Origin of the sequence: Hyphomicrobium sp. B1 (assembly GCF_049532635.1) — a bacterium.
In the GTDB taxonomy this organism is placed as follows: domain Bacteria; phylum Pseudomonadota; class Alphaproteobacteria; order Rhizobiales; family Hyphomicrobiaceae; genus Hyphomicrobium_B.
In genome coordinates, this window is the sequence record NZ_CP134871.1 from 2,158,234 (window position 1) to 2,181,472 (window position 23,239).

Here is a 23,239-nt window from a genome sequence, read left to right on the forward strand (position 1 = left end):
CCGTCGGTTTCATCGAATGCGGTCGACAGCCGAATATTCCCAAAAACTATTTGCTAGTGGATGGAATCTAACGCTTGGTGCCCGCGCTTGACGGCGGCGATGATCTTGTCGGGATCGGCGGTCCAGGTGAAGGGCTTTGGCTGCTGGTTGTGCTCGGCGAGGAAACGGTTGATGGCGGCCTGGAGATCGACAATGGAGTGGAAGACGCCGCGTTTCAGGTGGCGCTTGGACAGCTTGGCGAAGAAGCCTTCTACCGCGTTGAGCCATGAGCATGATGTCGGAGTGAAGTGGAAGGTGAAGCGCTCGTGACGGTCGAGCCAGGCGCGCACCTTGGGGTGCTTGTGGGGAGCATAGTTGTCGAGGACCACGTGCACCGCCTTGTCTGCGGGAACCTCGGTGTTGATGGCATTGAGAAAGCGGATGAACTCCTGATGGCGATGGCGCTGCATGTTCCTGCCGATGACGGTGCCGTCGAGGACGTTGAGGGCGGCGAACAGGGTGGTGGTGCCGTTGCGCTTGTAGTCGTGCGTCATCGTACCGAGCCGCCCCTTCTTCATCGGCAGGCCGGGCTGCGTGCGGTCAAGGGCCTGGATCTGGCTCACATGGGGATTTGTGGGTCAAGATGTTCGGATCAGGATTCCATGGTAAATCTCCGGTCGTTGCTGCGTATCCAAGGTCTGAGCCCGTTTGCATGACCCGGCCCGTTTCCGATGCCGCTTCAAACTCACATCCGGTCGCCGCTCACATCGGCCGCACCAATATCCCGCTTGCGTCGGGCGAGGGCTCAGGAGGGCGGGACCATTCTCTTCTTCGGCTTTTTAAGCCAGGCCAAATTTCGGTCCGCTCACCTGGATCCACCGGAGCTGATCAGGCCCCGGAAGATTGAAAAGGGGGAAGCGTTTGTTTTCAGGCGGCCGTTGTCTCGGCTCCTTCCAGCACAACCCCGGCGGTCACATATTTCCAGAAGGCGATCAGCAGCTTTCGCGCCAAGGCAACGATCAGCACTTTCCGAACTCGGCCACCATTGAGCTGTACGCGCTGATGAAACCACAGGGTCAGTATCGAACGGGGCTGATGCCTTACCCACAACCAGGCGAGCTGGATCATGGTTGTTCGCAGCCGCGGGTTTCCGGCTTTGGAGACGCCTTGTTCGTGCGCGACGGATCCGCTCCGCCAGGGCGTCGGCGCCAATCCGGCATAAGCGGCAACCTGCCGTCGGTTGGAAAAGTTTCGGAACAACCCCTCCGACCACAGGACACCGGCGAATTCCGGGAGCCGATCAAGTTCGCGTCCAATCTGTGCCTTCAAATGCTCAGGTAGCGGACGACCATCACCGGTCCTGAGTTCCTCAAGCCGCTCCCGTCTTTTGCGCAATAAGGGCCCATAGTCAGAGATGCCCTGGGCGAAGAGCAGCCCCTTGATCCGATTGACGTGCTCGACCCGCTCCGCTGTCAGCGTCTTGCGCTCGCGACAGATCCGGCGGCGATCCTCCTCTTGTGGGGTCGGTGCTCGAACCATGGCGCACACCCGCGGCTCGCCTCGCTTATACGCCAGCAGCGCGCGCACCAGAGCTTCCCCGTCGATCTTGTCAGTCTTCGCCCGTCGACGCCGGCGCGACGTCGCGATTGAAGCAGGATCAACGACGTGGCTTTCGACCCGTTCGTCCTGCAGCAAGCGGTGAATCCAAAAGCCGTCGAGACCCGCCTCCTGAATCACGATGATAGGAACGACATGCCCCGTGCGGACCTGCACCTTGTCCTTGAGCTGACAGAACCGTGCCCACAGTCCAGCGACATCGCCGCTGCGAACCGTATGCTTCGACATCTTTTCTCCGCCGCCCGGCGACAGCGATGTAATCAGCCAGGTCGATCGACTAAGTTCCAACGAGACGAAAATCGCGCCAAAATCGGTGCGGATAGCGGTCGGCGCTTGGGGTTGGTCAGTAATTATTTGCATGGTCGCCTCCAGAGTGGGTGGGTCAGCAACCTCACTCTGCCAGAGCGTCGGTCGCTATCCACTCCCCATGGGATCTCTTCTCATCCACACACAGCACCAGAGCGCGATCAGGCGGCTTCATGTAGAGCCCCACCACATCCGTGACCTTCTCCTCAAACGCCGGATCGCTGGAGATCTTGAACCTCTTCACCAGATGCGGCTTGAGGCCGGCTTCGGCCCAGATGCGCTGGACGCTCGTGCGGCTGATGCCGACCGCCTTCGCCATCGTCCGCACGCTCCAATGCGTGGCGTCCGGCGGCGTTTCGTTCGCGGTCTTGGCGAGCACTTTGCGCTTCACCGCCGCCGACAATGGCGCCCGGCCCGGCGGACGCGTCTTGTCGCGCACAAGGCCATCCACCCCTTCCGCCGCGAACCGCTCCTGCCAGCGCCACACACATGGCTTCGATTTGCCCGTGGCGCGCATGATCGCCATCGTGCCCAAGCCATCCGCGGAGCCAAGGATGATCTTGGCGCGCCATACGACTTTCGCTGGCGTGTTGCGATCCGCTACCAGGCGCTGCAGGCGCTCCCGCTCAGCCGCGCTCACCTTGAAGGATATGTTTGCTCGCATGTCCCCGAGAATGACTGATTTGCCAGGCCGTGGGAATCCTGTGTCCGGGACGGAACACTAGAATCTTGAATATATTCCGGTCAAAGCCGATCTCATGCAGCAACTCCAGGAGATGACCCGCTATCTTCCAGCTCTGGAAGATCCCGATTTTGCGCCCGGTGAGTTTAGTCCCGCTCAGAAGACGAAATCTGGTTCCATCATCATGCCTTATGTGATTTTCGGCGACGTCGCCGAGGCGTTTATCAGGACCGCCTATAATCGTGGATGGGTGTTACGCGGTTTCGACTGGGCATCATGGGCTCATTCGGACGAAGCTCAAGCGATGTGCGGCGATCGGGGTAGCGCAGAATCTGAGGAAGGCCGGTTATCGGAACATATCCTGGTCTGACGCGACGTCAGCTTCGATCATGTCTGGACCAGCTTCAAAATGTCGACCATCCGATTCCAAGATCGAACGCTTCGGGCGAGCGATTCTCAGAATTGATGCCGGCGAAGTTCTGAGCCCAATATCGGCACCGCTTCTCGAGAAGTTTCTGTACGAGGCGAGCGCGTTCCCTAATATTTCCGACGACGATCAGGTTGACAGCATGACTCAAGTTGTTGCGAATATCGATAGCGCAATTTTTCAAGCGAGGCGCAACAAGCAGAATTTTGGCTAGGCCCACAAGCTTCACAGGGCGATCTCGTCAGTCTACGAACGATAATCTGACGCGCGCGGACACCAGTCTCGCGCGACCGTTCCGAGCCCGATGCTTATGGCTTCCACCCGGAAGCGAGTTTGAACTCGTGGACAACTCCGCAAATTCATCAAGAGCAGGCGCACGCGGCGGTACTCGATCAGCTTCCAGAAAAGTCCCTTTCAATCGGCAGTCCTCTCGGCACGCGCGTCCGTTCGCTTCGCGACCCGTGGACCATCATCGAGCCTCGGCGGCTTGCTCCAGTTGGCGTAGCCGCGACTCTTCTTCGGTGATGTAGTTCCTCGTGTTGGGAATCGCGTCGATTTTCCTGGTAAGTTGCATTTGGAAAACCATCAGTCCGCCGTAGCGAAAACCAACTTCGCTTCCCGCCAGATAGAATTCCCACATACGGCAGAACCTTTCGCCGAGAACGGCCGCAGCATCTGCGCGATGACTGAGGAAACGGTTGCGCCACGCCGCAAGCGTGTCGGCATAGTGCAACCTCAGGATCTCGATATCGGTGACGATGAGTCCGGAATTGTCAACAGCGGGAAGAACTTCCGCTCGCGAGGGCAGCCCGTTGATCGCAAACGGCTCTATCAACTCTTGGTTTCGATGATTCAGGCTATGGTAGTTTGCTACTTTGCCCAGGAGATGTCCCGATCGCTGTTGAACTAGGTCGGGCCGACGTTGCCGGACTGAATGTTACGCGGCCCTCGTGACGTGGGCAACGGGCTTGATCGTCATGCGATCGTGGTGAGCTTGAAGGGCCGCACGCAGAACCGACAATTGCTTATGCGCCTTCAATCGTCGGAAGCTCTTGTTGGCCTCGATCATGCCGGCCGCGACCCATCGCAACGCCATGCTGGCATCACGCCAGCGTTTGACGTTGCGTGTGACGCGGCGAATGGTGCCCATCATATTCTCGGCGATGTTGGTACAGGCGAGCGATCGACGAAGCTCCTTCGGCAGCTTCAATCGGACGACAGTCAGGATTTCGTCGACGCCTTCGAGGATGCTGGCCGCTACGCCGGGCCATCGCTGGTCGAGTCGACGCGCGAGATTGCGGATCAATTTTTCAGCCTTGTCGGCGTCATCGAGCTCCCAGGCCTGGCGCAGCACCCGACGGGTGGCCGCATGATGCTCTTTCGGCAGGCGTTCCATGATGTTGCGCGCCTTGTGGATCTGACAGCGCTGGATCGCGGCGGCCGAGCCGAAGGTGCGGCGGATCGCCTTCGACAACGCTTTCGCGCCGTCGACGATGAACAGTCTTGGCACCGTCGGTGCGAGCCCGCGCGAGACCAGGTTGTCCAGCAGGGCCTGAACCGTTGCGGCGTTCTCGGTCGCCCCTTCCACCAGCGTCAGCGGATGCTTGTTGCCTTCACCGTCGACACCGATCGCGGCGACCAGCACGAGATCGTCGCCGATATGCAGCCCGTCGATTTGGACCACCAGAAGGTCGAGCGCGGACAGATCGGCAGTCATGAAGTCGGCCAGCCGCGCCGCCGACAGCGCGACGAACCTCCGCGAGGCCGCCGACTTCGAAACCCCCGATCCGGGCGGTGCCGGCACGTCACCCTCGGGCAGCCGGACAGCGCGGCGAACCGGCGCGTCGACACGTTGATCAGCATCAGGTTCATCGCCCAGCGACCGAGCCAGTCCTCCTGCGCCGCCGTTTCCCAGCTCGGAATCGTGACCTCGCGGCCGTCCACGCCACGAACCCGCGGGCGCTCGACCTCGATCTTGCCGCCGTGGAAGCCGATCCGTCCCCGCGTGCGGCCCCAACGGTGCGCCCGCCGCGCCGTGTCACGACCGTGGCGCGGCCCGCAGGCCGCCGTGACATCCGCCTCCATCATCGTGCCGAGCGCCTCGATCCCTGCCGTAAGGCAGAACCGATCAAAGCTCGCCCGCACTTCCGCATACGCTTCGTCCACAGCCCCGGTCGCCGGCGAACCAGCTGGTGTGATATCTCTTGTCATGGCGTTGCTCTCCTTTGTGGAATCAGCACCCCGAGCCTACCGGCTCAAGGTGGGCAACGCCGACCTCTTCAGAAATTCAACAGAACCCCGGGACATCCCCTGAACCCGATTTCAATCCTTCTAGCGAGCCAAAAAAATGGATAGATACAGCAAGTTCATTCAGACCGTAATAGCGATCGCCCTGGTTTGGATCGTGATTCGACCCTTCTTCACGGTGACGGCCGCGGACGCGCAATCGATTGCCAACGTTCGCGTCGTCGCATTTGACGTGAACACTCCGCTCCCGGTCACCACTGGTGGCACGCCGTTCCCAGTGAATATCGTCGACGCGTCCGTGCCATTGGCCGTTACTATTACGGGGCCCGTACCTCTGCCGATCGTAACACGCTAGTGGTTATCCATGCTGGAACATCGCGTCCAAACCCGGGCTCTGCCGCCGCGGCGTGTATGTTTTCATCGCAAGACGGACGGCACCGATGACTCGCACTCGCGTTGCACCACCTGTCATCGCTTGCGCGGCAATAGCGATTGCGGTGATCTCTCTTTACGTCTTCGAATTTCCCTACGCCGCACTCTCTTGCGTCCTCGGCTGGACAATGCTGGGGATCGCCGCATCCGACGCCGCACGTTACATAATCCCCGATGCCTTGTCGTTGCCATCAATCCCTATCGGATTGCTGGCGACATATTTTCTGGGCGACCTCCAACGTGACCCATCGCTGACACTAGACCACACCGGGGCGGCGATATTCGGTGCGATGCTCTTGTATGGCATCAGGGAAGCCTACTTTTACTGGCGCGACAGAGAAGGCCTTGGCCTCGGAGATGTAAAACTCGGCGCAGTTGCCGGGGCCTGGACGGGTTTCCAGGGGATGACGAATGTCCTGCTATTAGGATGCATCCTAGCGATCGCCTACATCATCGCGATGATGCTGTGGCAAAGGCGGGTGCTATCCGGCGCCACCGCAATGCCGTTTGGTGTCTTCCTGGCACCGGCGATTTGGATCATCTGGTGTGCAAATGCCTTAGCGGCTGCTGCCTAGACGTCATTACCAACCGCAGCATCGTAATTCATTTAATTGCGCCTCCTCCCGGCTCGTTTCTCCCACCATAGCCCTCCACGCGTGCATCCCAAGCTGTAGGCCGCGGCGCCAACGAAGCCATGCCCGCGCGCAGCGCCTCTGCGGCATCCGCCGCGTCCTCCGGATCGCGGATAACCGTAGGTCTGATGAACACGATGAGCTCCGTCCGTGTTTTGCTGTTGTCTGTCTCCCCGCCCAATACGTCGCCCAAATACGGAATTTTGTTGAGCACAGGTATGCTCGATTTCGAACGGTTCACTTCTTCGCGTATGAGACCACCAAGAACGACCATCTGGCCACTCTGCACAGCAATAGTACTTGTGACGCGTCGCTGAGATATCGTCGGCGTGAGGGAGGCCGTTGCGTTCGCTTGACCCGTCGGATTCTGCAGGGCGCTTACCTCTTGCTGAATCTCCATCGTCACCAAACCGTTGCTGTTGATGCGGGGCGTAACGTTGAGGATAACGCCCGTGTTCTTATAGTCGATCTCATTGACGGTCGGCGAATCCGGATTGATGACACTTTGAGCTTCACGGGTGATAATCGGAACTTGGTCTCCCACTTCCAGCGTCGCTTGTTGGTTATGAAGGACCACCACCGATGGTGACGACACCACACGAACAGCGGTTTCCTGCGCAAGCGCGTCGAGAATGACTCTCGGATCGGAGCCTACGCTCCCCGCAATCAAATTGAGACCCGGTGTGACCGGAGCAATCGCCAGCGCGTCCGCAGTGCTGAATCCGATGCCCCCCGCTTTCCCGTGGTTCTTCTGGAAGAAGAACTGCACGCCATACTGCAAGTTCTTATTGAGAGTCACTTCGGCGAGAGTGGCGTTAATTAGGACCTGCAAGGGAGGCTGATCAACCCGACGCAGGATTTGGAGGATCTTTTTGTAGTTCCGCTCAGATGCTCTGATCAGAAGCTTGTTGTTGTGCTCGTCCGGGGTGATACGCACGCCGTCGGATGACGACGATGATGAGGACGTGGAAGATGTCGAAATATCCGATGACGAATCATCATCTGACGATGCCAGCGGAGGAGCGCCCTTTAACGGGCTGTTGTTGTTTGATGCTCCAGGGGTGTCGCCACCGCCGAAACTGCTATTGCCGGTTCCGCCCCCGCTAGTGCCGAATCCGCTTCCAGCCGAATTCGTTGAAGAGCTTCCAAAGCTGCTGCTGGTCGAGCTCAGTCTCGATGCTCCGAGCGTTGGCGCAACCTCTTTTTCCTCGGGTCCACGAACAGATCCGCCGCCTGAACCTGAGAACGCAGCCATCAATAGCTTTGCCAGGTCCCTGGCCCTGCCGTTCTCGACTCTATAGACATAGTAGTTGTCGTCGTCAGCGCCGCCATGATCGAGACGCGAAATCCAGTCTCCGACCTTATCGATGGTCTGGGACCGGGGGGCTAGGGCCAAAATCGCGTTGAGGCGCCCGATAGGTTGGAACCTTACCATTCCGCGACCTTGCTTGCTGGCCTGAAACACTTGCTGCAACTCGCGTATCACATCGTCAGGCGATGCATTGGCGAGTTTAAATATTCCAGCAGACTGTCCTTTCATCCAGTCAACGTCGAACATGGCAACGATATCGACAACTGACTGGCGGACTTGGCTCGATCCGCGAATGAATAGAAGGTTGTCAAAGACGCTGGCGCGAAGATCGTCCTGCTTCACCATCAAGCCATCGAGCATCCGCATCATCGCCTCGGTGGACACATACCGAAGTGCGAAAATCGACACTCCATAGCCGGCGCCAACCTCATGGCTTTCGCGGACATAGTCGAATGCTGAAATCCCCTGTTGATGAGCATCCGCCTCCGGAACAATGCGGTAGACATTGTTCTCTATGAGCAAGGCTGCGTGATTTGTCGCCAAGATGCTCTCGAGAATAGAGATGAGCTCAGCCCGCGTAACAGGACCGCCTGTCGAGACCGTCACGCGGCCCTCGACGTGGGAGTCAAAGACGTACGTAATGCCCAATGTGTCTTTGAGGATCACCTTTGCAAGTTCGGAAAGCTCAGTGTCGGCGAAGTTGAGTTCGTATCCCGTATTAGTCTGGGTAACACCCGGGGTTGAGGTCCGAGGCATTCGCGCGATCCGGTTATCGCCAGGATATTTCCGTTCTATCGAGCCGGTGCTCATACCGGGGCTAACTTGCGGCCGATATTTTGCTTGAGCGACAGGGGAAAGATCTGCGTTGGAAAGCTTAGCCATCTCATCCGGCGGCTCTATGAGTGGCTTTTCGAGCAAAGCAGAACACCCCGAAACGCTGATAGAAACACATCCGGCCAGGGCCAGAAACTTCCACCCAGTCATCAACGCTTTCCCCCGTCACCACTCGGACGCCAACTCATTTTTATTATGTGATCTATCGATTCGCTGCTCAGAGGTAGTTCGCCGAAGCCATCTGCCGCTTCCCCGGACGGCCGACCTTCCGAATCGATGAGAAGGGGACAATAGCTCGCGAAAAAAAAAGCAGTGACTTCTTTTCGTTGACCAAAGGGACTTTGAAGAACGCTCTGTGGCGCTGGCGTAACTTAACGTTCAAAGCATAACGGTGGGAAGTTTGCGTTTAGTGCACTGAATTGGATTTCCGTGCATTTCGCTCCGCAATGTACGATGCCGACAAAAGAATATCGATTAGTCTTAGATCGATTAGCCCGCACAAATCGAAATAAAAGGATTTTTGAAGCCCCTTCACTTTGCTAAGCTCACTGGCAGTCGACGCCTTCCTCTTTGGCGCTCGGTGTTGGAGGCTATGTATGAGTGGAAGCTTCGAAGATTACCTGCTCAGCGAACGGCTTATCACACCGACCGACCTGGACAGTGTAGGCAAGTTCCGTCAGGAAACCGGCGCATCCATTTTTTCCGCGTTACGAAAGGCGTCCGGCCTACAGTCGCAGGCGTTGGTTCGCGCGGTCGCGGACTTTCATAAAGTCCCAAAAGTCGAAGAGGGCGACTGGACGAGATTCCAACCGCCACAAACGGATATTTCGCCAACCTTTTTGCGGGAAAACAAAATATTCCCACTGGGAGAAGTTGACGGCGGCATCCTTCTTGCCATGGAAGACCCGTCAGACGTTCAATCCATCAACGCCGTCCGGATAGCACTTCAGCGCGAAATCATTCCTCGCGTTGCCGCGGCCGAGGACATCCTGGCTGCCATAGAGCGAAGCGCGCGAGAACGCGGAACAGCCGCCGTTTGGCAAGAAGGCAATAAAGCGGAAGGCGGCGACGACGTAGAACATCTGCGCGATATCGCACTCGGCGCTCCGGTCGTCCGATTTGTCAATCAGATGATTCAGAATGCCATCCACGCGCGTGCTACGGACATTCACATAGAGCCCTTCGATGGCCGCGTCGCCATTCGGATAAGGGTCGATGGGATGTTGCGGCAGGTCCCTCCGCCCCCGGCGCAGATGGCCAAAGCCGTTGTCTCACGCGTAAAGATTTTGTCCGGATTGAACATCGCCGAGCGTAGACTCCCGCAAGACGGACGAGCGCGCATTCGAATCAACGAGCACCGCCTCGACCTACGCATCGCCACGATCCCGACGGTGCACGGCGAGGCCGTCGCTATACGACTTCTCGATAACGTCAGGCGAATGCTGGATTTCGCTCCTCTCGGTTTTTGTGAGCGTGACGAGGCCGAAATGCGCAAGCATCTATCGGCGCCGTACGGCTTGATGTTGGTCACGGGCCCAACCGGATCCGGTAAGACGACAACGCTTGCGACAGCGCTTTCGCTACTCAATAAATCTCACCGCAAAATTTTGACGATCGAGGATCCGATCGAATACGAGCTTGACGGCGTCAACCAAACGCAAGCCAAGCCCTCGATCGGCCTCACGTTTGCGGACGCGCTCCGCTCATTCCTTCGTCACGATCCCGATGTTCTGATGGTTGGCGAAATGCGTGACGGTGAGACTGCGAGCATCGCAATCCACTCAGCGCTCACCGGACACCTCGTGTTGTCGACCCTTCACACGAACACGGCGGCTGGCGCGATTCCCCGCCTTCTCGACATGGGAATTGACGCCTTCTTGCTGGCCTCCTCGCTCAGATGTGTCGTGGGGCAACGCCTCGTCAGAGTTCTATGCGATCATTGCAAGCAGCCTTCAGATGAAAAGCTCTCGCTAGGTCGAGCACAAGCCACCGATCTTACGCCCGACGAAAATCGCCATTGGCGCGCGGTCGGCTGCGAACGGTGCTTCGGGACTGGCTACAGCGGACGCCTTGTCATCGCTGAAGTTCTGAGCGTCGATGATGAAATTCGCAAGCTCATTCAGCCGAACGCCGAGACCGCACTAATCGAGTCGGCAGCTAGAAAAAACGGCATGACGTCGATGATTATGGACGGACTGGCCAAATGCCGCTCCGGCGTCACCACACAAGAGGAGGTCCGCCGCGTAGCACTCGACGTTTGAAGACGCTCACAGACAACGTCATCAAAACAAAAAAATTGGGAGGACGCATTATGACATCGACAACTGACGAGCATCGACTCGGCGATTCCCGCCGGGCCGACTAGTCATGCTCTACCGATACAAGGCGCTGACGCGCGCCGGCGCCAGTCTCTCCGGCGAGATGGAGGCGCTGGACCGTACGACCGTCCTGCAGGACCTGCATCAGCTCGGGCATTTTCCGATCGAGGTGATGGAGATCAAGGCGTCTGCGTCCGGATCAAACAGCGCGCGCCCGTCTCTCTTCTCCGGCCTGCCGTCAAGTCGTCAGATCACACTCTTCACGCGCGAACTCGGCATGCTGATCAAGGCGGGTTTGCCGCTCGACCAAGCGCTGGCATTTCTCGAAAGAGACGCGGGCTCGAAAGCGCTCGGGCAGTTAGTCGGGCGCATCGGCGCAGAGATCAGCAGCGGAAAGAGCTTTTGCGAGGCATTAGAGCTCCAAGGGAACGCATTCCCGCCGATTTATTCTAGAATGGTCCGCGTTGCCGAAGCGAGCGGCACTCTTGATACCGTCCTCGAGCGAATAGCTGCCGGCCGGGAAAAGTCCCAAAAGCTAAAGAGCATGGCGCTTTCGGAGGTGCTTTATCCCTGCCTGCTGATCGTGATGGCGATCGCAGCCGTCACGATCATGCTGACGGTCGTCGTACCGCGCTTCAAAGATATGATTAGCAATGCCGGCACAAAGATCCCAGATCAGGCGCGCTTCGTCATCGGTGCGTCGGACTGGCTGCTCGCCAATTGGGAATATCTGCTTGCCGCCATTGCAACGACGGTCATCGTTCTCTTGCTTGGCTGGTCCAAGCTCCGCGGCCACGTCGAGACCGTTTTGCTGCGTCTCCCTTTGATTGGAAGCATTCTCAAGCTCAACTTAACGGTCCGGTTCTGCCGCACACTTGGCATGCTGATCGAGAACGGCATCGATCTGCCCGCTGCCATGAAGCTCGTCGGCGACGTTATCGGCAACAAGTCGGCGTCGGCCGCCCTGGACCGCTCATACGACGCGCTCAGAAAAGGTCGCAGCTTCCTCGACCCGCTTTCCCAGTCGGCAATCTTCCCTCCGGTCCTGATCAACATGCTTCGCGTCGGAGAAGAGACCGGGAGCCTTTCATCGTCCCTGCAGCATATGGCGGAAGTCTTCGAAGAAAAATTAGAGAGAACCGTAGAGCGCACGTTCACGATATTCGAACCAGTGATCATTCTTCTCGTTAGCGGAATCATCGCGTTCATCATCGTGTCGATCCTGAGTGCGGTCATCAGCATCAACGATCTCGCCATATGACAGAGGGCCGCGGCAATGAAGACCAAAAAAATCAATCGTTCGAGCCTCGCTAGGCGAAAGAAGCGCAAGCGCACCGGTGAGATGGGCTTCACGCTCATCGAATTGCTCGTCGTGATGGTCATTCTCGTTCTTCTTGCGAGTCTCGTCGCGCCGCGCGTGATCGGTTATCTCGGAAGTTCGCGAACGAAAACCGCCAAGGTGCAGATTGAAAGCCTGGGGACATCGCTCGAACTCTTCAAGCTCGACAACGGCCGATATCCCGATGGACGAGAGGGGCTGACTGCGCTTGTTCAGCGGCCCGGCAACATGCCGAGCTGGAATGGCCCCTACCTCAAGAAGGATAAGGTGCCGCTCGATCCCTGGGGGCAGCCGTATATCTATCGTTATCCGGGACAGCATGGATCCTTCGATATTTTGACACTCGGCGCCGACAAGAAGGAAGGCGGCCAAGGCGAGGACCAAGATGTGGCGAGCTGGCAGTAACAAAGCAGCTGCACGTGGGGAGGCTGGTTTCACGCTCTTTGAGGTGTTGGTGGTGCTCGTCGTCATTGCGCTAACGGCGGGCGCGATCTCGACTCTTTATCGCAGCCCCTCAAGCTCCGCCCAATTGAAGACAGCTTCGCTCCTGATGGCATCACGTCTCCGCGATATCAGATCGGGCGCGATGATCTCCGGGACGGATCGCGTCGCGGTGATCGACGTCGATCGGCACGCGATCGAATTCGGTAACGGCATCCCGCCGCTCGCGCTTTCAAGATCCATCCATTTGGATGTCACAGCCGCGGACAGCGAGAGACTCTCTCCAACCAGTGCGGGAATTCGCTTCTTCCCGAATGGTAGTTCTACCGGCGGCACCATCGATCTCAAATCAGAAGGCAAAGTCTATGAAATTCGCATCAACTGGCTTACCGGTCGCGTCTCCGCCGACTCGCTCAACTAAACGGCCCGTGTGCGGCGATTCAAGATCTGGCTTCACCTTGTTCGAAACGCTGATCGCGATGCTGGTCTTGTCAATCGGGCTTGTCAGCTTGTTTGAAGCTCATTCGCGCGCGCTTAAAACGGCGGGAACCGCAGCTAACTATGCCAGAGCGCGGATTCTTGCCCAGGGATTGCTCGCCGACGCCGTCTCCGGCTGGTCGGGAAAGCCGGTTGCGAAAAACGGCGAAGACAACGGCCTTAAGTGGTCGGTCGACGTCCGGCCGGAAACGGCCCCTTGGGCGAAAATTCATGCGCGCGACGATTGGAAGCTCCAGCGCGTCCGCGTGACGGTCAGTTGGTCCGGCGGGCGACAACTCGAGCTCGATTCGTTAAAGTTAGGACGTAACAATGGCTAGCGTCCCAAGACATAGAACATCGGCAAGTGGAGAGAGTGGCTTCACACTGATCGAGTTGCTCGTAAGCCTCACGATCCTGACAATGATACTCGGCCTATTGAGCGCGGCTCTTCGCACGCTCTCGCAGAATTGGAATGCCAACGCGAACGGCATCGAGAGGCTCGAAATGGTGTCGCGCGCATTCGACATTTTTCAGCGAGACGTCTCGGGCCTCCGAAGACTTAGCCGTACCGTGAATGAAAACCGGCAATTTATATTCACGGGAACCGAAAGCCGGCTGTCGTTCGTGACCACAGAACCTCCCTACCCGACCTCACCTGGCCCCTACTTCGTCGACTATTCGATCATTCACAATGGTTCGCAGACAGAGATGATCAGGGCCCGTGCGCCCTACCTAAGCAATATGTTCGCCTTTCCAGGAGCGACACCGGCAAACCAGGTGTCGCTATTGGAAGGGTCATTTAAATACCAATTCTCATATGCCCAAAAAGGCGCGCACGGTGGTCAATGGCTCGCGTCGTGGCGGAAGCCCAACCGGCTGCCGGACCTCATTCGGCTTGAGATCATCGATGCGAGGACGGGCGCCGATATCGCTCAGCCGTTTGTCGCCGCTTTGCGGACAGACGCGGAACTCGCCTGTCTCACCGAAGGCTCCGACGCATGCAGCGCACGGACAAAAGGACAGTTCAACCAGAACACCTTTGTGTCTCAGAAAGAAAGCGGGAGATAGACTGTGGAAAGGGAGATCTCCGAGAGGCTCACTCGTGACGCACACGCGATCGAATACCCCCGCGAACATGGCTTCGTCATGCTTGTTGTGTTGTGGGTTCTGACTTCGGCAGTCATCCTTGTTTCGTCCTTCAACGGCGCCGTCCGCGGCAGCACTGCCTCCGTCGTCTCGGAAGTCGGTTGGACGAAGTCGGAAGCTCTTGTTGACGCCGGTGTCGAAGTCGCGGCCGCGCATCTCATCGACCAGAATGATAATCGGCGCTGGCCAGGAGATGGCGTAAAACACTCCATAAAATTCGCGGGAGCCGAATTATCGATTTCAGCCACAGATGCGAATGGGTTCATCGACCTCAACAAGAGCGACGAAAAGCTGCTTCTGTCCTTCTTCCAGAAATTTACGCGCTCTGCGATCAAAGCCCAGAAAATAACCGACGTCGTGATGAAAGCTCGCGAAGCTGCTACCGGCACCGGCAAGCAAAGCCAAACAGACGCTGCTTCAAACGCCCCGCTGGATACGTTTTCTGCTCGGGCGGCGTTCATCGATGTCTGGGAGCTTGGGCGAACGAAAGGAATACCAGTCGACCTATTCAACCGGGTTGTCCCCTATCTCACCGTCTACAGCAGGGACGGAACCATCGACCCCATTGCGGCGCCGAACGCAGTGTTGGAAGCGATACCGGATCTTAGTCGCGCCGATATCGAAAAGCTAAAATACGCCAGCAAATCGGCCCTCGAAGACGTCGCGCAAAATGCTAAAGCCTATGTGACGGATCAGAGTGGCCCGGCTTATCTCGTAACGGTGAGCGCCCATCGGCCCAACGACAGCTATGGCATCAACCGGACCTTCGTAATCGCGACGGGTGTAGATCCGTCGGCACCCTATCGGATGCTCGCGAAATCGCCCATGGTCAGTGTGCCCGCGGAGAAAACGCAATGACGCGCGATCCGAACAGTCAAGGCCGCGTTCGCCGCCTTTACATATGGTGGCTGCGCGAATTGAGCAGCGTCATCACGCGTCGACCGACAGGCGAGCGTCCATGGCGTACGATGCTTTTTCATACCGTTGGAGGCCTGCAGATCTTCACTAAAGGCGAAGGTCCCATAGTGTGTCTCGCGACACTGGCGAAGGACGCGGGGCCAGACGAAATTGCCAACGTGAGGCGAATTTTGATCGGCAAGTCTTCGCAAGAGTCAAAGCAGATCTTGCTCCGATTATCGCCGACGGAGGTTGTTCAGAGAACCATACGCGTTCCCGAAGCCGCGGTCGATTTGATGAATTCCATCGTGGAAAACAAGATCGAAACAATCGTCGCCTGGCCGCAGGAGAAGACGTACTACGGCTATCGCGTCTTGGGTCCTAACGCACTCTCCTCCGACCAAATCGATACGGAAATCGTCGCGACGACGCGGCAAATCGTCGACAGTGCGCTGGAGCGTGCGCGCGAGATCGGCCTTTTTCCGCGCGCAGTTGACTTTGCGCCGTCGCCGGAGGCTGCATCGATCATCGAACTGCTGCGGCTCGAACCTGACCCAATCAGCAGAACGGCCGGCCGATTGAATTTGGCGCTTGGTGCCCTCGTCGTCTCCAGCTTGGCGATCTGCGCATTCGGCGTCTATCAGCTTTGGAATCGCGAAGCGCAATATGGCGAACTCGATAGCCAGATCGCCGCCGTCATGACACGCGTCGCCGAGGTCAAGCGGCTCAACGAAGAGAACACAAAAATCAAAGACGAGCGCGAGCGCCTCGCCAAGCGTAAAATTGATCATCGACCCGTCATGGAACTGATCGAGGCACTTAGTCGTGCGCTGCCGGATACCGCTTATCTCGATGAATTCGAAATCCACGACAATGAAGCGCGCATCGTCGGAAAATCACCTGATCCGACGGGGCTCATCAGTACACTTGAAAGCACTCCCGAATTTGAAGACGTGCGATTTTCCGCCCCCACGACACGAGATGACGGCGAAAAGCTCGGAACATTTTCGATCGTCGGAAAGGTACAAAGCGAAGGAACTCCGGAGAAGAACCAGTGAAATCCTATGGAGCCTACGTATCCGTCGCAATATTTCTGGTCGTGGTCCTGACTCTGGGCGGCGTTGCAGTAGCGCCCTTTATGCGCGTTGCAGCGCTCGAAAGCACGATTGCGGATAAACAGGAGTTACTCCCACAACTGCGTGCGCAGGTCGCCCACGAGGATAAGCTCCGCAAAGAGCATGCAGATCTCGCAGCCCTCGGACAAGATAAGAGCCTCCTGCTCGAAGGCGACAAGACAGGCGTGGCTGGTGCGAACCTGCAAAGTCTCGTCAATTCGCTCGTGACTGCAAACAGTGGAACAGCCTCGAGCATTCAGATCTTGCCGCCCAAGGAGGACGGCAATCTCATGCAAATCTCCGTCAGCATTTCGATCAACGTTGGGATCGACGGTCTGCGCGACATCATTCATACTCTCGAAACGGGAACGCCCCTCATCTTCATAGACGACATTACGGTCAGAGCGATTCACGACGACTTTCGGCCCCCAGAGCCCCACTATCTAGGGCCCCTCGATGTAACCTTGCAGGTTAGCGGCTTTGCTGCACAAAGCGGAGCGTCCTGATATGGCTAAGTATCGTCCCCTTCTGCTCATTATTGTGTGCTTAGCGTTGGGCGCCCTCGTATGGCTCGATAACCGTGACACCATATTATCGATGTGGAATTCCGCAGCACCCCGCCCTTCAAGCGCGACTGCACAAATCACCCTCCTCGACAACGCGAAGTTAGAGGGAGATGCGGCGCCCGAACAAAAGCGGACGACGGAAGTCTCTCTTCTTACGGGAAATCCCTTGGCCGCGTTCGACAAAGCGTCGCTTGAAAACTGGGTGAAGAGGCCGCTCTTTGCGCCAAGTCGGCGACGGCCACCCCCGCAAGAAGCTAAATCGAAAATTGCGCCGCCGCAGCCGCCACCCGACTACCAACTGCTGGGAGTATTGCTGAACCCCGAAAGAACAGTTGCACTGCTCCGCAGCGAAGATACGGGAGCGGATTTTCACGTTCAGGTCGGCGACATGCTCAAGGGATGGCTTGTAGCCTCGGTGGAGCGGGATGCGGTTACACTTAAACGCGATGATGAGACGTCTCAGGTCATCCGCTTCAAGAAGGCTTGCGCGGACTCCGGCGACGCGGCGTGCCCTTAGTCTTTCGCCGCATTGGAAAAAGAAGGAAGCTCAAGGCATCGCCGGCGACGCGGCGGGAGGCGGTGGGCTTTTCGTATCCTTCGAGTGGTCCGAGACGGCGATCAAAATTTTCTCTACGCCCGTTACGTTCCTTTTAGATCGGACAATCATATAATTTTGATTGCGCAGCAACCGCGCAAGTATGTCCGGCAGACTGCCTTGAAACGTCACCGAGATTGGATCATCAGAGTCGATGTCGGTATTACCGGCCACCACGACACCGTATTTGTCGTGTAATGCTTGCAGTACCTCTCCCACCGTCGCTTTATCGACTTGCAATTTGATGCGTTGCGACGGGTTATCGCTCTCAATCGTTACACCCTCAGCACGAAGTTCCGATTGGCCAAGAACGAGCGCAAGCGCAAAAAGGAATGCTCGGGCCGCAAATTTTCCGCCAAGTGAAGTACCACGCGTCATCGCCGGAAATCCAAAGCTCGAATGAGCTAGGCCATCCTCGAACTAATAGCATCCTGCATCAAGCATGCATTTGTCGAAGCGCCAATTATCGAAGCCCCACCGCTCGTATGACCAGGGTTCCCATCCCTTCCCCATTAGCAAATCGCATCGGTACATCACTTTCATGCAACGGTGATAATCTCTGCATATTCCTTCATGGCGATGCCAATGATAGATCCCCAAACGAGGATCCCAACCAAACATTCGTCGGCAATGGAAGCCATGCGCTAGCTGAATCATAGATTCTTTGTGGGCGAAATTGCTATATCTCGGTGGGTTCAGCGCTGCGGCCGGTTCGCTCAGTAGGAGCGCCGTCAGTAACCCGCAACAGAACCACTTCATAGACGGAAGCTGGTGTCCCGATTTCCGCAAAGTTGCCCCCATCCGAATAAAGCACATGAGCCGCGACAAGAGACGCGAAAGAACTATAAAACCATTTTTAGCGAAACCGCCCCGAAGAAATTATGGGCAATGTGATTGAAATCGCGGTCGTCACTTGCATGCCACGGTCTCCCCTCTTCGCGCGGCTTCCATGGCTATCGACCCCAAGCTCTCTCCTGATTACGCACCATAGTCAGCCATCTTGAGCCACCAGTATGGAGCGGGTTTTGCGGCAACTGCGGCGCGGGCGAGGGCGGGGATCATGGCGGCGAGATCGAAGCGGTGGTTGAAGCGCCATTCGAACTCGGCGAGGTAGCGCACGATGTGCTTCTTGCGCAGCGCGCGGTAGGTGCCGGTGATGGCGCTCTTGATGTTGCCGAGCATCGTGTTGACCCACTTGAAGGCGGGATGGCGGGGGGCCTTGCGGCCTGAGCCCGTCGCGATCGCGATATGGACGCAGCCGGCGTCAGCGACGCCGCGGAAGCAGGCGAGCCCGTCGGTGAGGACCGTCGCGCCCGGCGCGATGATGCGCTTCGCAAGGCTCTTCACACGTCGGCGCTTGAAGCGGGCGATGCGGGAGAGCTTGATCCGGTGCGGCCGGCCTTTCTCATCGGTTTGAACCGCCGCGACGATCGGCTTCTTGCCGGGGCTACCGCGACCCGTTTTGGCGCCGCCGCGCTCTCCGCCGAGATAGGCGTCGTCCATCTCGATGCGTCCGTCGAGCTTGTCCTCTCGCTGGCGATCCGCATCACCTCGGCGAGCTTGGTCTTGATTTTCCAGGCCGTCGTCTGCGTCGTGCCAAGGCGGCGGCCAAGCTCGATCGAGGAGATGCCCTGCTTGGTCTGCGTGATGAGGTACATGGCGCGGAACCAGGTCGTCAGCGGTACCTTGGTGGAATTGAAGATCGTGCCCGCCGTCAACGACGTCTGTCGCCGGCACGCGTTGCACTGGTAGAGCTTGCGCGGCCCAACGATACAGTGATCGGTTCCGCCGCATGCCGGGCAGACGAAACCGCCCAGCCACCGCCACCCGGCAATCGCCGCCCGGCAAAGGTACGCGATTGCGTCGGAAACCGCCTGGACTTCTGCCGGAAAGCACGCATTGGTGTCATGACTGGCTCGCGGCTCAACGACCGCGTTCAGCAGTAGGGCTCGCCTCGCGACTTGCGGGGCTTTGGGTGGTGCGAGCGTCAACTCCGACGCCGCGATCCACCGGAGCCCAACACCATGCCCACAATACCACATTTAAATTCATCGAACTCAAAGCGTTCGCGAGCCACCACCCGTGCAGCCGTTGAAAGACCGGCGCAATCTAAAAAGCCAACATCTCGCCCGTCAGTTAAGGAACTGCCGAAAGACGAGCCACATCGTACCGGCGTCACGAAGCACGGACGGCTTCTTACTCTTCTCGGCCAGCCACATGGTGCCAGCATCGAAGAGATGATGCAGGCGACGGATTGGCAGCAGCACAGCGTGCGCGGATTTCTGGCAGGAACCGTCAAAAGGAAGCTTGGCCTCGACCTGACATCATCCAAGACCGATGGCGAAGTCAGGCGTTATCGGATCGTGACGCGTCGAGGCCGTTAACATGGCCAAAGCCGTCCTCGATATTGCAGTTGAGATTGCGCGGCTTGAGAGTCTCGCAATCGACGAGCTGCGCGAAGAATGGCGGCGTCTACACCAGACGCCGCCACCAAAGCGATTAAGTCGCGATATTCTGCTGCGAGGGGCCACCTACAAGCTGCAGGAGAACGCATTCGGGGGCTTGTCGAAAGCGGCACTTCGCAAACTTCAGGGCTCGATTGCTGGTGGCTTATCGTCTGCCGAAAAATGCCGCCCGCGCGTTTCGTTCAAGCCTGGCACCCGGCTCGTGCGCGAATGGCACGGCGTGACGCACACGGTTGTCATCCTGACCGACGGTGTCGAGTGGCGTGGCCAGCGGTATGGGTCGCTGTCAGTCGTCGCACGGGAAATAACCGGTGCGCACTGGTCAGGGCCAAGATTCTTCGGCTTGAAAACGGGGGCAGCGCTCGAATGAACCGGATTGCCTGCGCCATCTACACCCGCAAGTCGTCCGACGAAGGGCTTGAGAAAGAGTTCAACTCGCTGGACGCACAGCGCGAGGCGTGTGAGGCGTTCATCTTGAGCCAGAAGCACGCCGGTTGGGTAGCCGTCCGCGATCTCTACGACGACGGAGGTTTATCAGGTGGCACGCTCGAGCGGCCGGCACTACAGCGGCTGCTGACTGATATTACGGCTGGTAAGGTGCAGATCGTGGTCGTCTATAAGGTCGACCGGTTGACGCGCTCGCTCGCCGACTTCGCCAAGATCGTCGACGTGTTGGATGCACACGACGCCTCGTTCGTGTCCGTGACGCAGTCGTTCAACACGACGACGTCGATGGGCCGGCTGACACTCAATATGCTGCTCTCATTTGCGCAGTTCGAGCGCGAAATCGCGGGCGAGCGCATCCGTGACAAGATTGCGGCATCCAAGGCCAAAGGGATGTGGATGGGGGGCACCGTGCCGCTCGGCTATGACGTCAAGCATCGCAAGCTGGTCGTGAATGCGGCCGAGGCTGAAACGGTGCGCCTGATCTTCAGACGTTATGCCGAACTCGGTTCCGTCACGGTCTTACAAGCAGAACTGGACAGCCAAGGTCTTCGCAGCAAGCGCCGGGAGGGGGCCGGCGAGCGGCTGGCTGGTGGCCGGCCGTTCTCGCGCGGGATCCTGTACTTGATTTTGCAGAACCGGCTCTATCGCGGCGAGGTTGAGCACAAGGGCAATGTCTATCCCGGTCAGCACGAGGCGATCGTGGAGCAAGAGGTTTGGACACTCGTTCAGGAGAAGCTCGCCTCCAGCCGTCGGGAGCACAAACTCGCCATCGGTGCCGAAGCACCAAGCCTCCTGTCGGGTCTCATCTTCGATAGCGATGGTAACCGGATGACGCCGACGCACGCCAATAAGCGCGGCCGGCGGTACCGCTACTATATCTCCGCCTCGCTTCTTGACCGCACAAAGCCTGGACCGAACCCCATGCGCGTGCCAGCAAGTGAGGTTGATGGACTGGTCGTCGAACGCCTGCGGAGGCTGATGGCATCGCGCCAGAAAATTGCGGACACGCTCGCGTCGCTGGGCCTCAAAGCGCGGGAACTCGAAGCTGCACTGGAGCGGGCCGATGCGCTCGGCAAGAAATGGCTAATGTTGCCGCCGGAAGAGCTGCGAAAGTTGACGCGAAGCGTCGTCGCCCAGGTGATGCTTTCTCTTGAGAAGATTGAAGTCACGATCGGAGTGAAGCAACTCGCTGTTGCACTTGGCTCGCCGGTCAAGTCCGAAAACGATACGGGACTCACAATCGTGTTGTCGATTCCCGCCGAGCTGCGCCGATCTGGTCAAGGCAAGCGCCTTGTCATTGGCGAGCCGTACATGCAAATTGGTGACGCCAGCTTGGTTGCGTTCCTGAAGGAAGCGTTTGCCGCCCGGCAGGCGCTTTTGGCGGATACGAGCGAGACGCTGAACGAGATCACAGCACGCACGACGAAGAGCAAGGGGCGACTGACGGCGCTCATGCGCGTCTCCTATCTTGCGCCCGACATTGTCAGCGACATTCTGGCAGGACGTCAGCCGCCTGAACTCAGCGTCAAGCGGCTGGTGCGCACGTCGCAAAACTTGCCTCGCGATTGGGGCGGCCAGCGCGCCTTTCTAGGCATGGGCTGACGAAATCAGCGCGCACCGTTCGCGAACAGTTCCGAATCCGCCCGCCCCGGCAGCCGCCATTTGAGACGTTTGCCCAGAAGTCGTCGGAGATCGCCGAAATTTGCGTCTCTGATAGGTTGTGATGCGATCACGTCGCGGCTAACGCGCGGAACTTGCGGGCTCTTTCGTCCGCACACAGAAATAAAAAATATTATTGTATTTCAATAAGTTAGCTGGCTGGGGGACTAGGATTCGAACCTAGACAGGCAGAGTCAGAGTCTGCAGTCCTACCATTAGACGATCCCCCAATGCCGGGATCAGGCGCGCCTGTCGGCCGCCGAGAGGGCGCGTCATAGCAGCAGCGCTGGGCGACTGCAAGGCCGGCGTCGCTTCAACGCTCCCCTGCGCCAAAAGGCTCGTGCACATCAGCTTACGGCATGGTGCCGTCAACACGCGCTGGGTGCGATTTGGATGTCGTCCGGCGCCAGGCTGGCGCCTATTGGCGCAGTCCGAGAAGCTCCGGGCGGTATTCGAAGTGCATCGTATCGTAGTGATACCAGCGCCCGCCCCAGATGAAGCCATGCTTCTCGAAAATGCGCACGATCTCGAGCGGGATTGCGTTGCGATAGACCGGACGCTGGCTCGCGCCGCCCTTGGCCCATCGCCAGTAATGCGAATGCGTCGTCGCAATATCGATCGCAATGCCGTAGCCGTGACCTGAGCGCCGCGCCGTCCCCGCGATCGTGCGGCACACGAACCCCCCCGCGGAAGGAATGAGGTACGCGGCGAACCTCGCGGGCAGAGCATCGAGCTCGTCGCTGACGGCCTGGAGATGCGCCGCGACTCCATTCCTGCGGGTCACCATGATTCGCTGATTGGCTTTCCCCGGCAGCCACCGGACGGTCGTCAATGACGCGGCGAAGCCCGGCTGCTGGCAGTCGCCATAGAGCTTTGTGAAGAATGCTGTGTTGCGCGCGCGGCCCGGATCGAAATTGAACTTTGGCGGACGAGCCTCGGCGCCTTGCGGATAAGAATATCGGAACATGTCCTTGATGCTCGGATGCGCGAGCCACGTTTCGAACGGTTTTTCTTCGTCGCTGCCGAGCGGCAATGTCGTTCCGTCACGGAACTTCAGATTGCGGCCGTCGAGGCCCGCCACCGAGTCGGGATAGGCCGCAGCAAGTCGCCCGGCCACAGCCTCATCGCTGAGGCCATCTGCAACACAAATAGTGGGTGAGATTGCGATGATCGAGGCAGCATGTCCAACCACCCGGAACAACAATCGAATTCGCTGCAGCATGGGAAGCCGCCGTTCGCGAGGCACGCCAGAGAATGTGTGGCGCGGCGTTAAGCATCCCGCGAGAGCTTTACGGGCGTGCGCGAC

Annotated in this window: 22 protein-coding genes, 1 tRNA gene and 5 pseudogenes; 16 read left to right on the forward strand and 12 right to left on the reverse strand. The window is 58.3% G+C overall.

What is annotated here, in order from left to right; all coding sequences use genetic code 11:
• Positions 1–53: 53 nt before the first annotated feature.
• From RLW55_RS10355 to RLW55_RS10365, 3 genes and pseudogenes are all read right to left on the reverse strand, one after another.
• Positions 54–599 (reverse strand): annotated as a pseudogene (locus RLW55_RS10355) (IS630 family transposase); the annotation flags it as partial.
• A 307-nt stretch (positions 600–906) separates the two neighbouring features.
• Positions 907–1,956 (reverse strand): IS110 family transposase, encoded by a 1,050-nt coding sequence (locus RLW55_RS10360; RefSeq protein ID WP_414463665.1) that lies wholly within the window; start codon positions 1,954–1,956, stop codon positions 907–909.
• 76 nt (positions 1,957–2,032) lie between these two features.
• Positions 2,033–2,566, reverse strand: a pseudogene (locus RLW55_RS10365) (IS630 family transposase); the annotation flags it as partial.
• 94 nt (positions 2,567–2,660) lie between these two features.
• Between RLW55_RS10365 and RLW55_RS10370 the strand changes: the two are divergent.
• The gene (locus RLW55_RS10370) at positions 2,661–2,954 is read left to right on the forward strand and encodes a DUF6508 domain-containing protein (RefSeq protein ID WP_414463664.1); all 294 of its coding nucleotides are present in this window, start codon (positions 2,661–2,663) and stop codon (positions 2,952–2,954) included.
• A gap of 526 nt (positions 2,955–3,480) precedes the next feature.
• On the opposite strand, the pseudogene RLW55_RS10375 reads toward RLW55_RS10370, so the two are convergent.
• Positions 3,481–3,819: pseudogene (locus tag RLW55_RS10375) on the reverse strand (class I SAM-dependent methyltransferase); the annotation flags it as partial.
• Positions 3,820–3,948: 129 nt separating this feature from the next.
• A pseudogene (locus RLW55_RS10380) lies at positions 3,949–5,222 on the reverse strand (IS256 family transposase).
• A 136-nt stretch (positions 5,223–5,358) separates the two neighbouring features.
• Between RLW55_RS10380 and RLW55_RS10385 the strand changes: the two are divergent.
• Both RLW55_RS10385 and RLW55_RS10390 read left to right on the forward strand, forming a co-directional pair.
• A complete protein-coding gene (locus tag RLW55_RS10385; RefSeq protein WP_414463663.1) occupies positions 5,359–5,613 on the forward strand; it encodes a hypothetical protein in 255 nt (84 codons plus the stop codon).
• Positions 5,614–5,755: 142 nt separating this feature from the next.
• Positions 5,756–6,265, forward strand: a complete 510-nt coding sequence (locus RLW55_RS10390; protein ID WP_423414131.1) for a prepilin peptidase — start codon at positions 5,756–5,758, stop codon at positions 6,263–6,265.
• A 28-nt stretch (positions 6,266–6,293) separates the two neighbouring features.
• On the opposite strand, the gene gspD is transcribed toward RLW55_RS10390, so the two are convergent.
• Positions 6,294–8,618, reverse strand: a complete 2,325-nt coding sequence (gspD, locus tag RLW55_RS10395) for a type II secretion system secretin GspD (protein ID WP_414463661.1) — start codon at positions 8,616–8,618, stop codon at positions 6,294–6,296.
• A gap of 446 nt (positions 8,619–9,064) precedes the next feature.
• On the opposite strand from gspD, the gene RLW55_RS10400 reads away from it, so the two are divergent.
• The 10 genes from RLW55_RS10400 to RLW55_RS10445 all read left to right on the forward strand — a co-directional run bounded on the left by RLW55_RS10400 (position 9,065) and on the right by RLW55_RS10445 (position 17,284).
• The gene (locus RLW55_RS10400; protein ID WP_414463660.1) at positions 9,065–10,729 is read left to right on the forward strand and encodes a GspE/PulE family protein; all 1,665 of its coding nucleotides are present in this window, start codon (positions 9,065–9,067) and stop codon (positions 10,727–10,729) included.
• 106 nt (positions 10,730–10,835) lie between these two features.
• Positions 10,836–12,047 (forward strand): type II secretion system F family protein, encoded by a 1,212-nt coding sequence (locus tag RLW55_RS10405; protein ID WP_414463659.1) that lies wholly within the window; start codon positions 10,836–10,838, stop codon positions 12,045–12,047.
• Between the two features lie 15 nt (positions 12,048–12,062).
• Complete coding sequence (gspG, locus tag RLW55_RS10410; RefSeq protein WP_414463658.1) at positions 12,063–12,530, forward strand: type II secretion system major pseudopilin GspG; 468 nt, start codon at positions 12,063–12,065, stop codon at positions 12,528–12,530.
• On the forward strand, positions 12,511–12,987 hold the full coding sequence (locus RLW55_RS10415) for a GspH/FimT family pseudopilin (protein ID WP_414463657.1): 477 nt from the start codon (positions 12,511–12,513) through the stop codon (positions 12,985–12,987). Before gspG ends, RLW55_RS10415 begins: the two co-directional genes overlap by 20 nt.
• On the forward strand, positions 12,932–13,381 hold the full coding sequence (locus RLW55_RS10420; RefSeq protein ID WP_423414132.1) for a type IV pilus modification PilV family protein: 450 nt from the start codon (positions 12,932–12,934) through the stop codon (positions 13,379–13,381). The genes RLW55_RS10415 and RLW55_RS10420 overlap by 56 nt, the downstream gene beginning before the upstream one ends.
• On the forward strand, positions 13,374–14,111 hold the full coding sequence (locus tag RLW55_RS10425) for a prepilin-type N-terminal cleavage/methylation domain-containing protein (RefSeq protein WP_414463655.1): 738 nt from the start codon (positions 13,374–13,376) through the stop codon (positions 14,109–14,111). Before RLW55_RS10420 ends, RLW55_RS10425 begins: the two co-directional genes overlap by 8 nt.
• Before the next feature lie 3 nt (positions 14,112–14,114).
• Positions 14,115–15,047: a hypothetical protein gene (locus tag RLW55_RS10430; RefSeq protein ID WP_414463654.1), complete on the forward strand. Its 933-nt coding sequence runs from the start codon at positions 14,115–14,117 to the stop codon at positions 15,045–15,047.
• Positions 15,044–16,144, forward strand: a complete 1,101-nt coding sequence (locus RLW55_RS10435) for a PilN domain-containing protein (RefSeq protein ID WP_414463653.1) — start codon at positions 15,044–15,046, stop codon at positions 16,142–16,144. The genes RLW55_RS10430 and RLW55_RS10435 overlap by 4 nt, the downstream gene beginning before the upstream one ends.
• Complete coding sequence (gspM, locus tag RLW55_RS10440) at positions 16,141–16,707, forward strand: type II secretion system protein GspM (protein ID WP_414463652.1); 567 nt, start codon at positions 16,141–16,143, stop codon at positions 16,705–16,707. Before RLW55_RS10435 ends, gspM begins: the two co-directional genes overlap by 4 nt.
• Before the next feature lies 1 nt (position 16,708).
• A complete protein-coding gene (locus RLW55_RS10445) occupies positions 16,709–17,284 on the forward strand; it encodes a hypothetical protein (protein WP_423414133.1) in 576 nt (191 codons plus the stop codon).
• Between the two features lie 30 nt (positions 17,285–17,314).
• Here RLW55_RS10445 and RLW55_RS10450 read toward each other — a convergent pair whose 3' ends face one another.
• From RLW55_RS10450 to RLW55_RS10465, 4 genes and pseudogenes are all read right to left on the reverse strand, one after another.
• Positions 17,315–17,740 carry a hypothetical protein gene (locus RLW55_RS10450; protein WP_414463650.1) on the reverse strand — a complete coding sequence of 142 codons (426 nt, stop codon included), beginning with the start codon at positions 17,738–17,740 and terminating at the stop codon, positions 17,315–17,317.
• Positions 17,741–18,340: 600 nt separating this feature from the next.
• Positions 18,341–19,108, reverse strand: coding sequence for an IS1595 family transposase (locus RLW55_RS10455; RefSeq protein WP_414463649.1), 768 nt, complete (start codon positions 19,106–19,108; stop codon positions 18,341–18,343).
• 35 nt (positions 19,109–19,143) lie between these two features.
• Positions 19,144–19,404: pseudogene (locus RLW55_RS10460) on the reverse strand (hypothetical protein); the annotation flags it as partial.
• A gap of 90 nt (positions 19,405–19,494) precedes the next feature.
• The gene (locus tag RLW55_RS10465; protein ID WP_414464673.1) at positions 19,495–19,629 is read right to left on the reverse strand and encodes a hypothetical protein; all 135 of its coding nucleotides are present in this window, start codon (positions 19,627–19,629) and stop codon (positions 19,495–19,497) included.
• On the opposite strand from RLW55_RS10465, the gene RLW55_RS10470 reads away from it, so the two are divergent.
• Genes RLW55_RS10470 through RLW55_RS10480 form a run of 3 tightly spaced genes read left to right on the forward strand, consistent with a single transcriptional unit; the run spans position 19,591 to position 21,876 of the window.
• On the forward strand, positions 19,591–19,746 hold the full coding sequence (locus tag RLW55_RS10470; protein WP_414464663.1) for a DUF3489 domain-containing protein: 156 nt from the start codon (positions 19,591–19,593) through the stop codon (positions 19,744–19,746). The genes RLW55_RS10465 and RLW55_RS10470 overlap by 39 nt on opposite strands.
• Position 19,747: 1 nt before the next feature.
• Positions 19,748–20,197 (forward strand): DUF2924 domain-containing protein, encoded by a 450-nt coding sequence (locus RLW55_RS10475; protein WP_414463648.1) that lies wholly within the window; start codon positions 19,748–19,750, stop codon positions 20,195–20,197.
• On the forward strand, positions 20,194–21,876 hold the full coding sequence (locus RLW55_RS10480) for a recombinase family protein (RefSeq protein ID WP_414463647.1): 1,683 nt from the start codon (positions 20,194–20,196) through the stop codon (positions 21,874–21,876). The genes RLW55_RS10475 and RLW55_RS10480 overlap by 4 nt, the downstream gene beginning before the upstream one ends.
• A 213-nt stretch (positions 21,877–22,089) precedes the next feature.
• Here RLW55_RS10480 and RLW55_RS10485 read toward each other — a convergent pair.
• Positions 22,090–22,163 (reverse strand) — tRNA-Gln (locus RLW55_RS10485).
• 188 nt (positions 22,164–22,351) lie between these two features.
• On the reverse strand, positions 22,352–23,155 hold the full coding sequence (locus tag RLW55_RS10490; protein ID WP_423414134.1) for a M15 family metallopeptidase: 804 nt from the start codon (positions 23,153–23,155) through the stop codon (positions 22,352–22,354).
• Positions 23,156–23,239 lie beyond the last annotated feature (84 nt).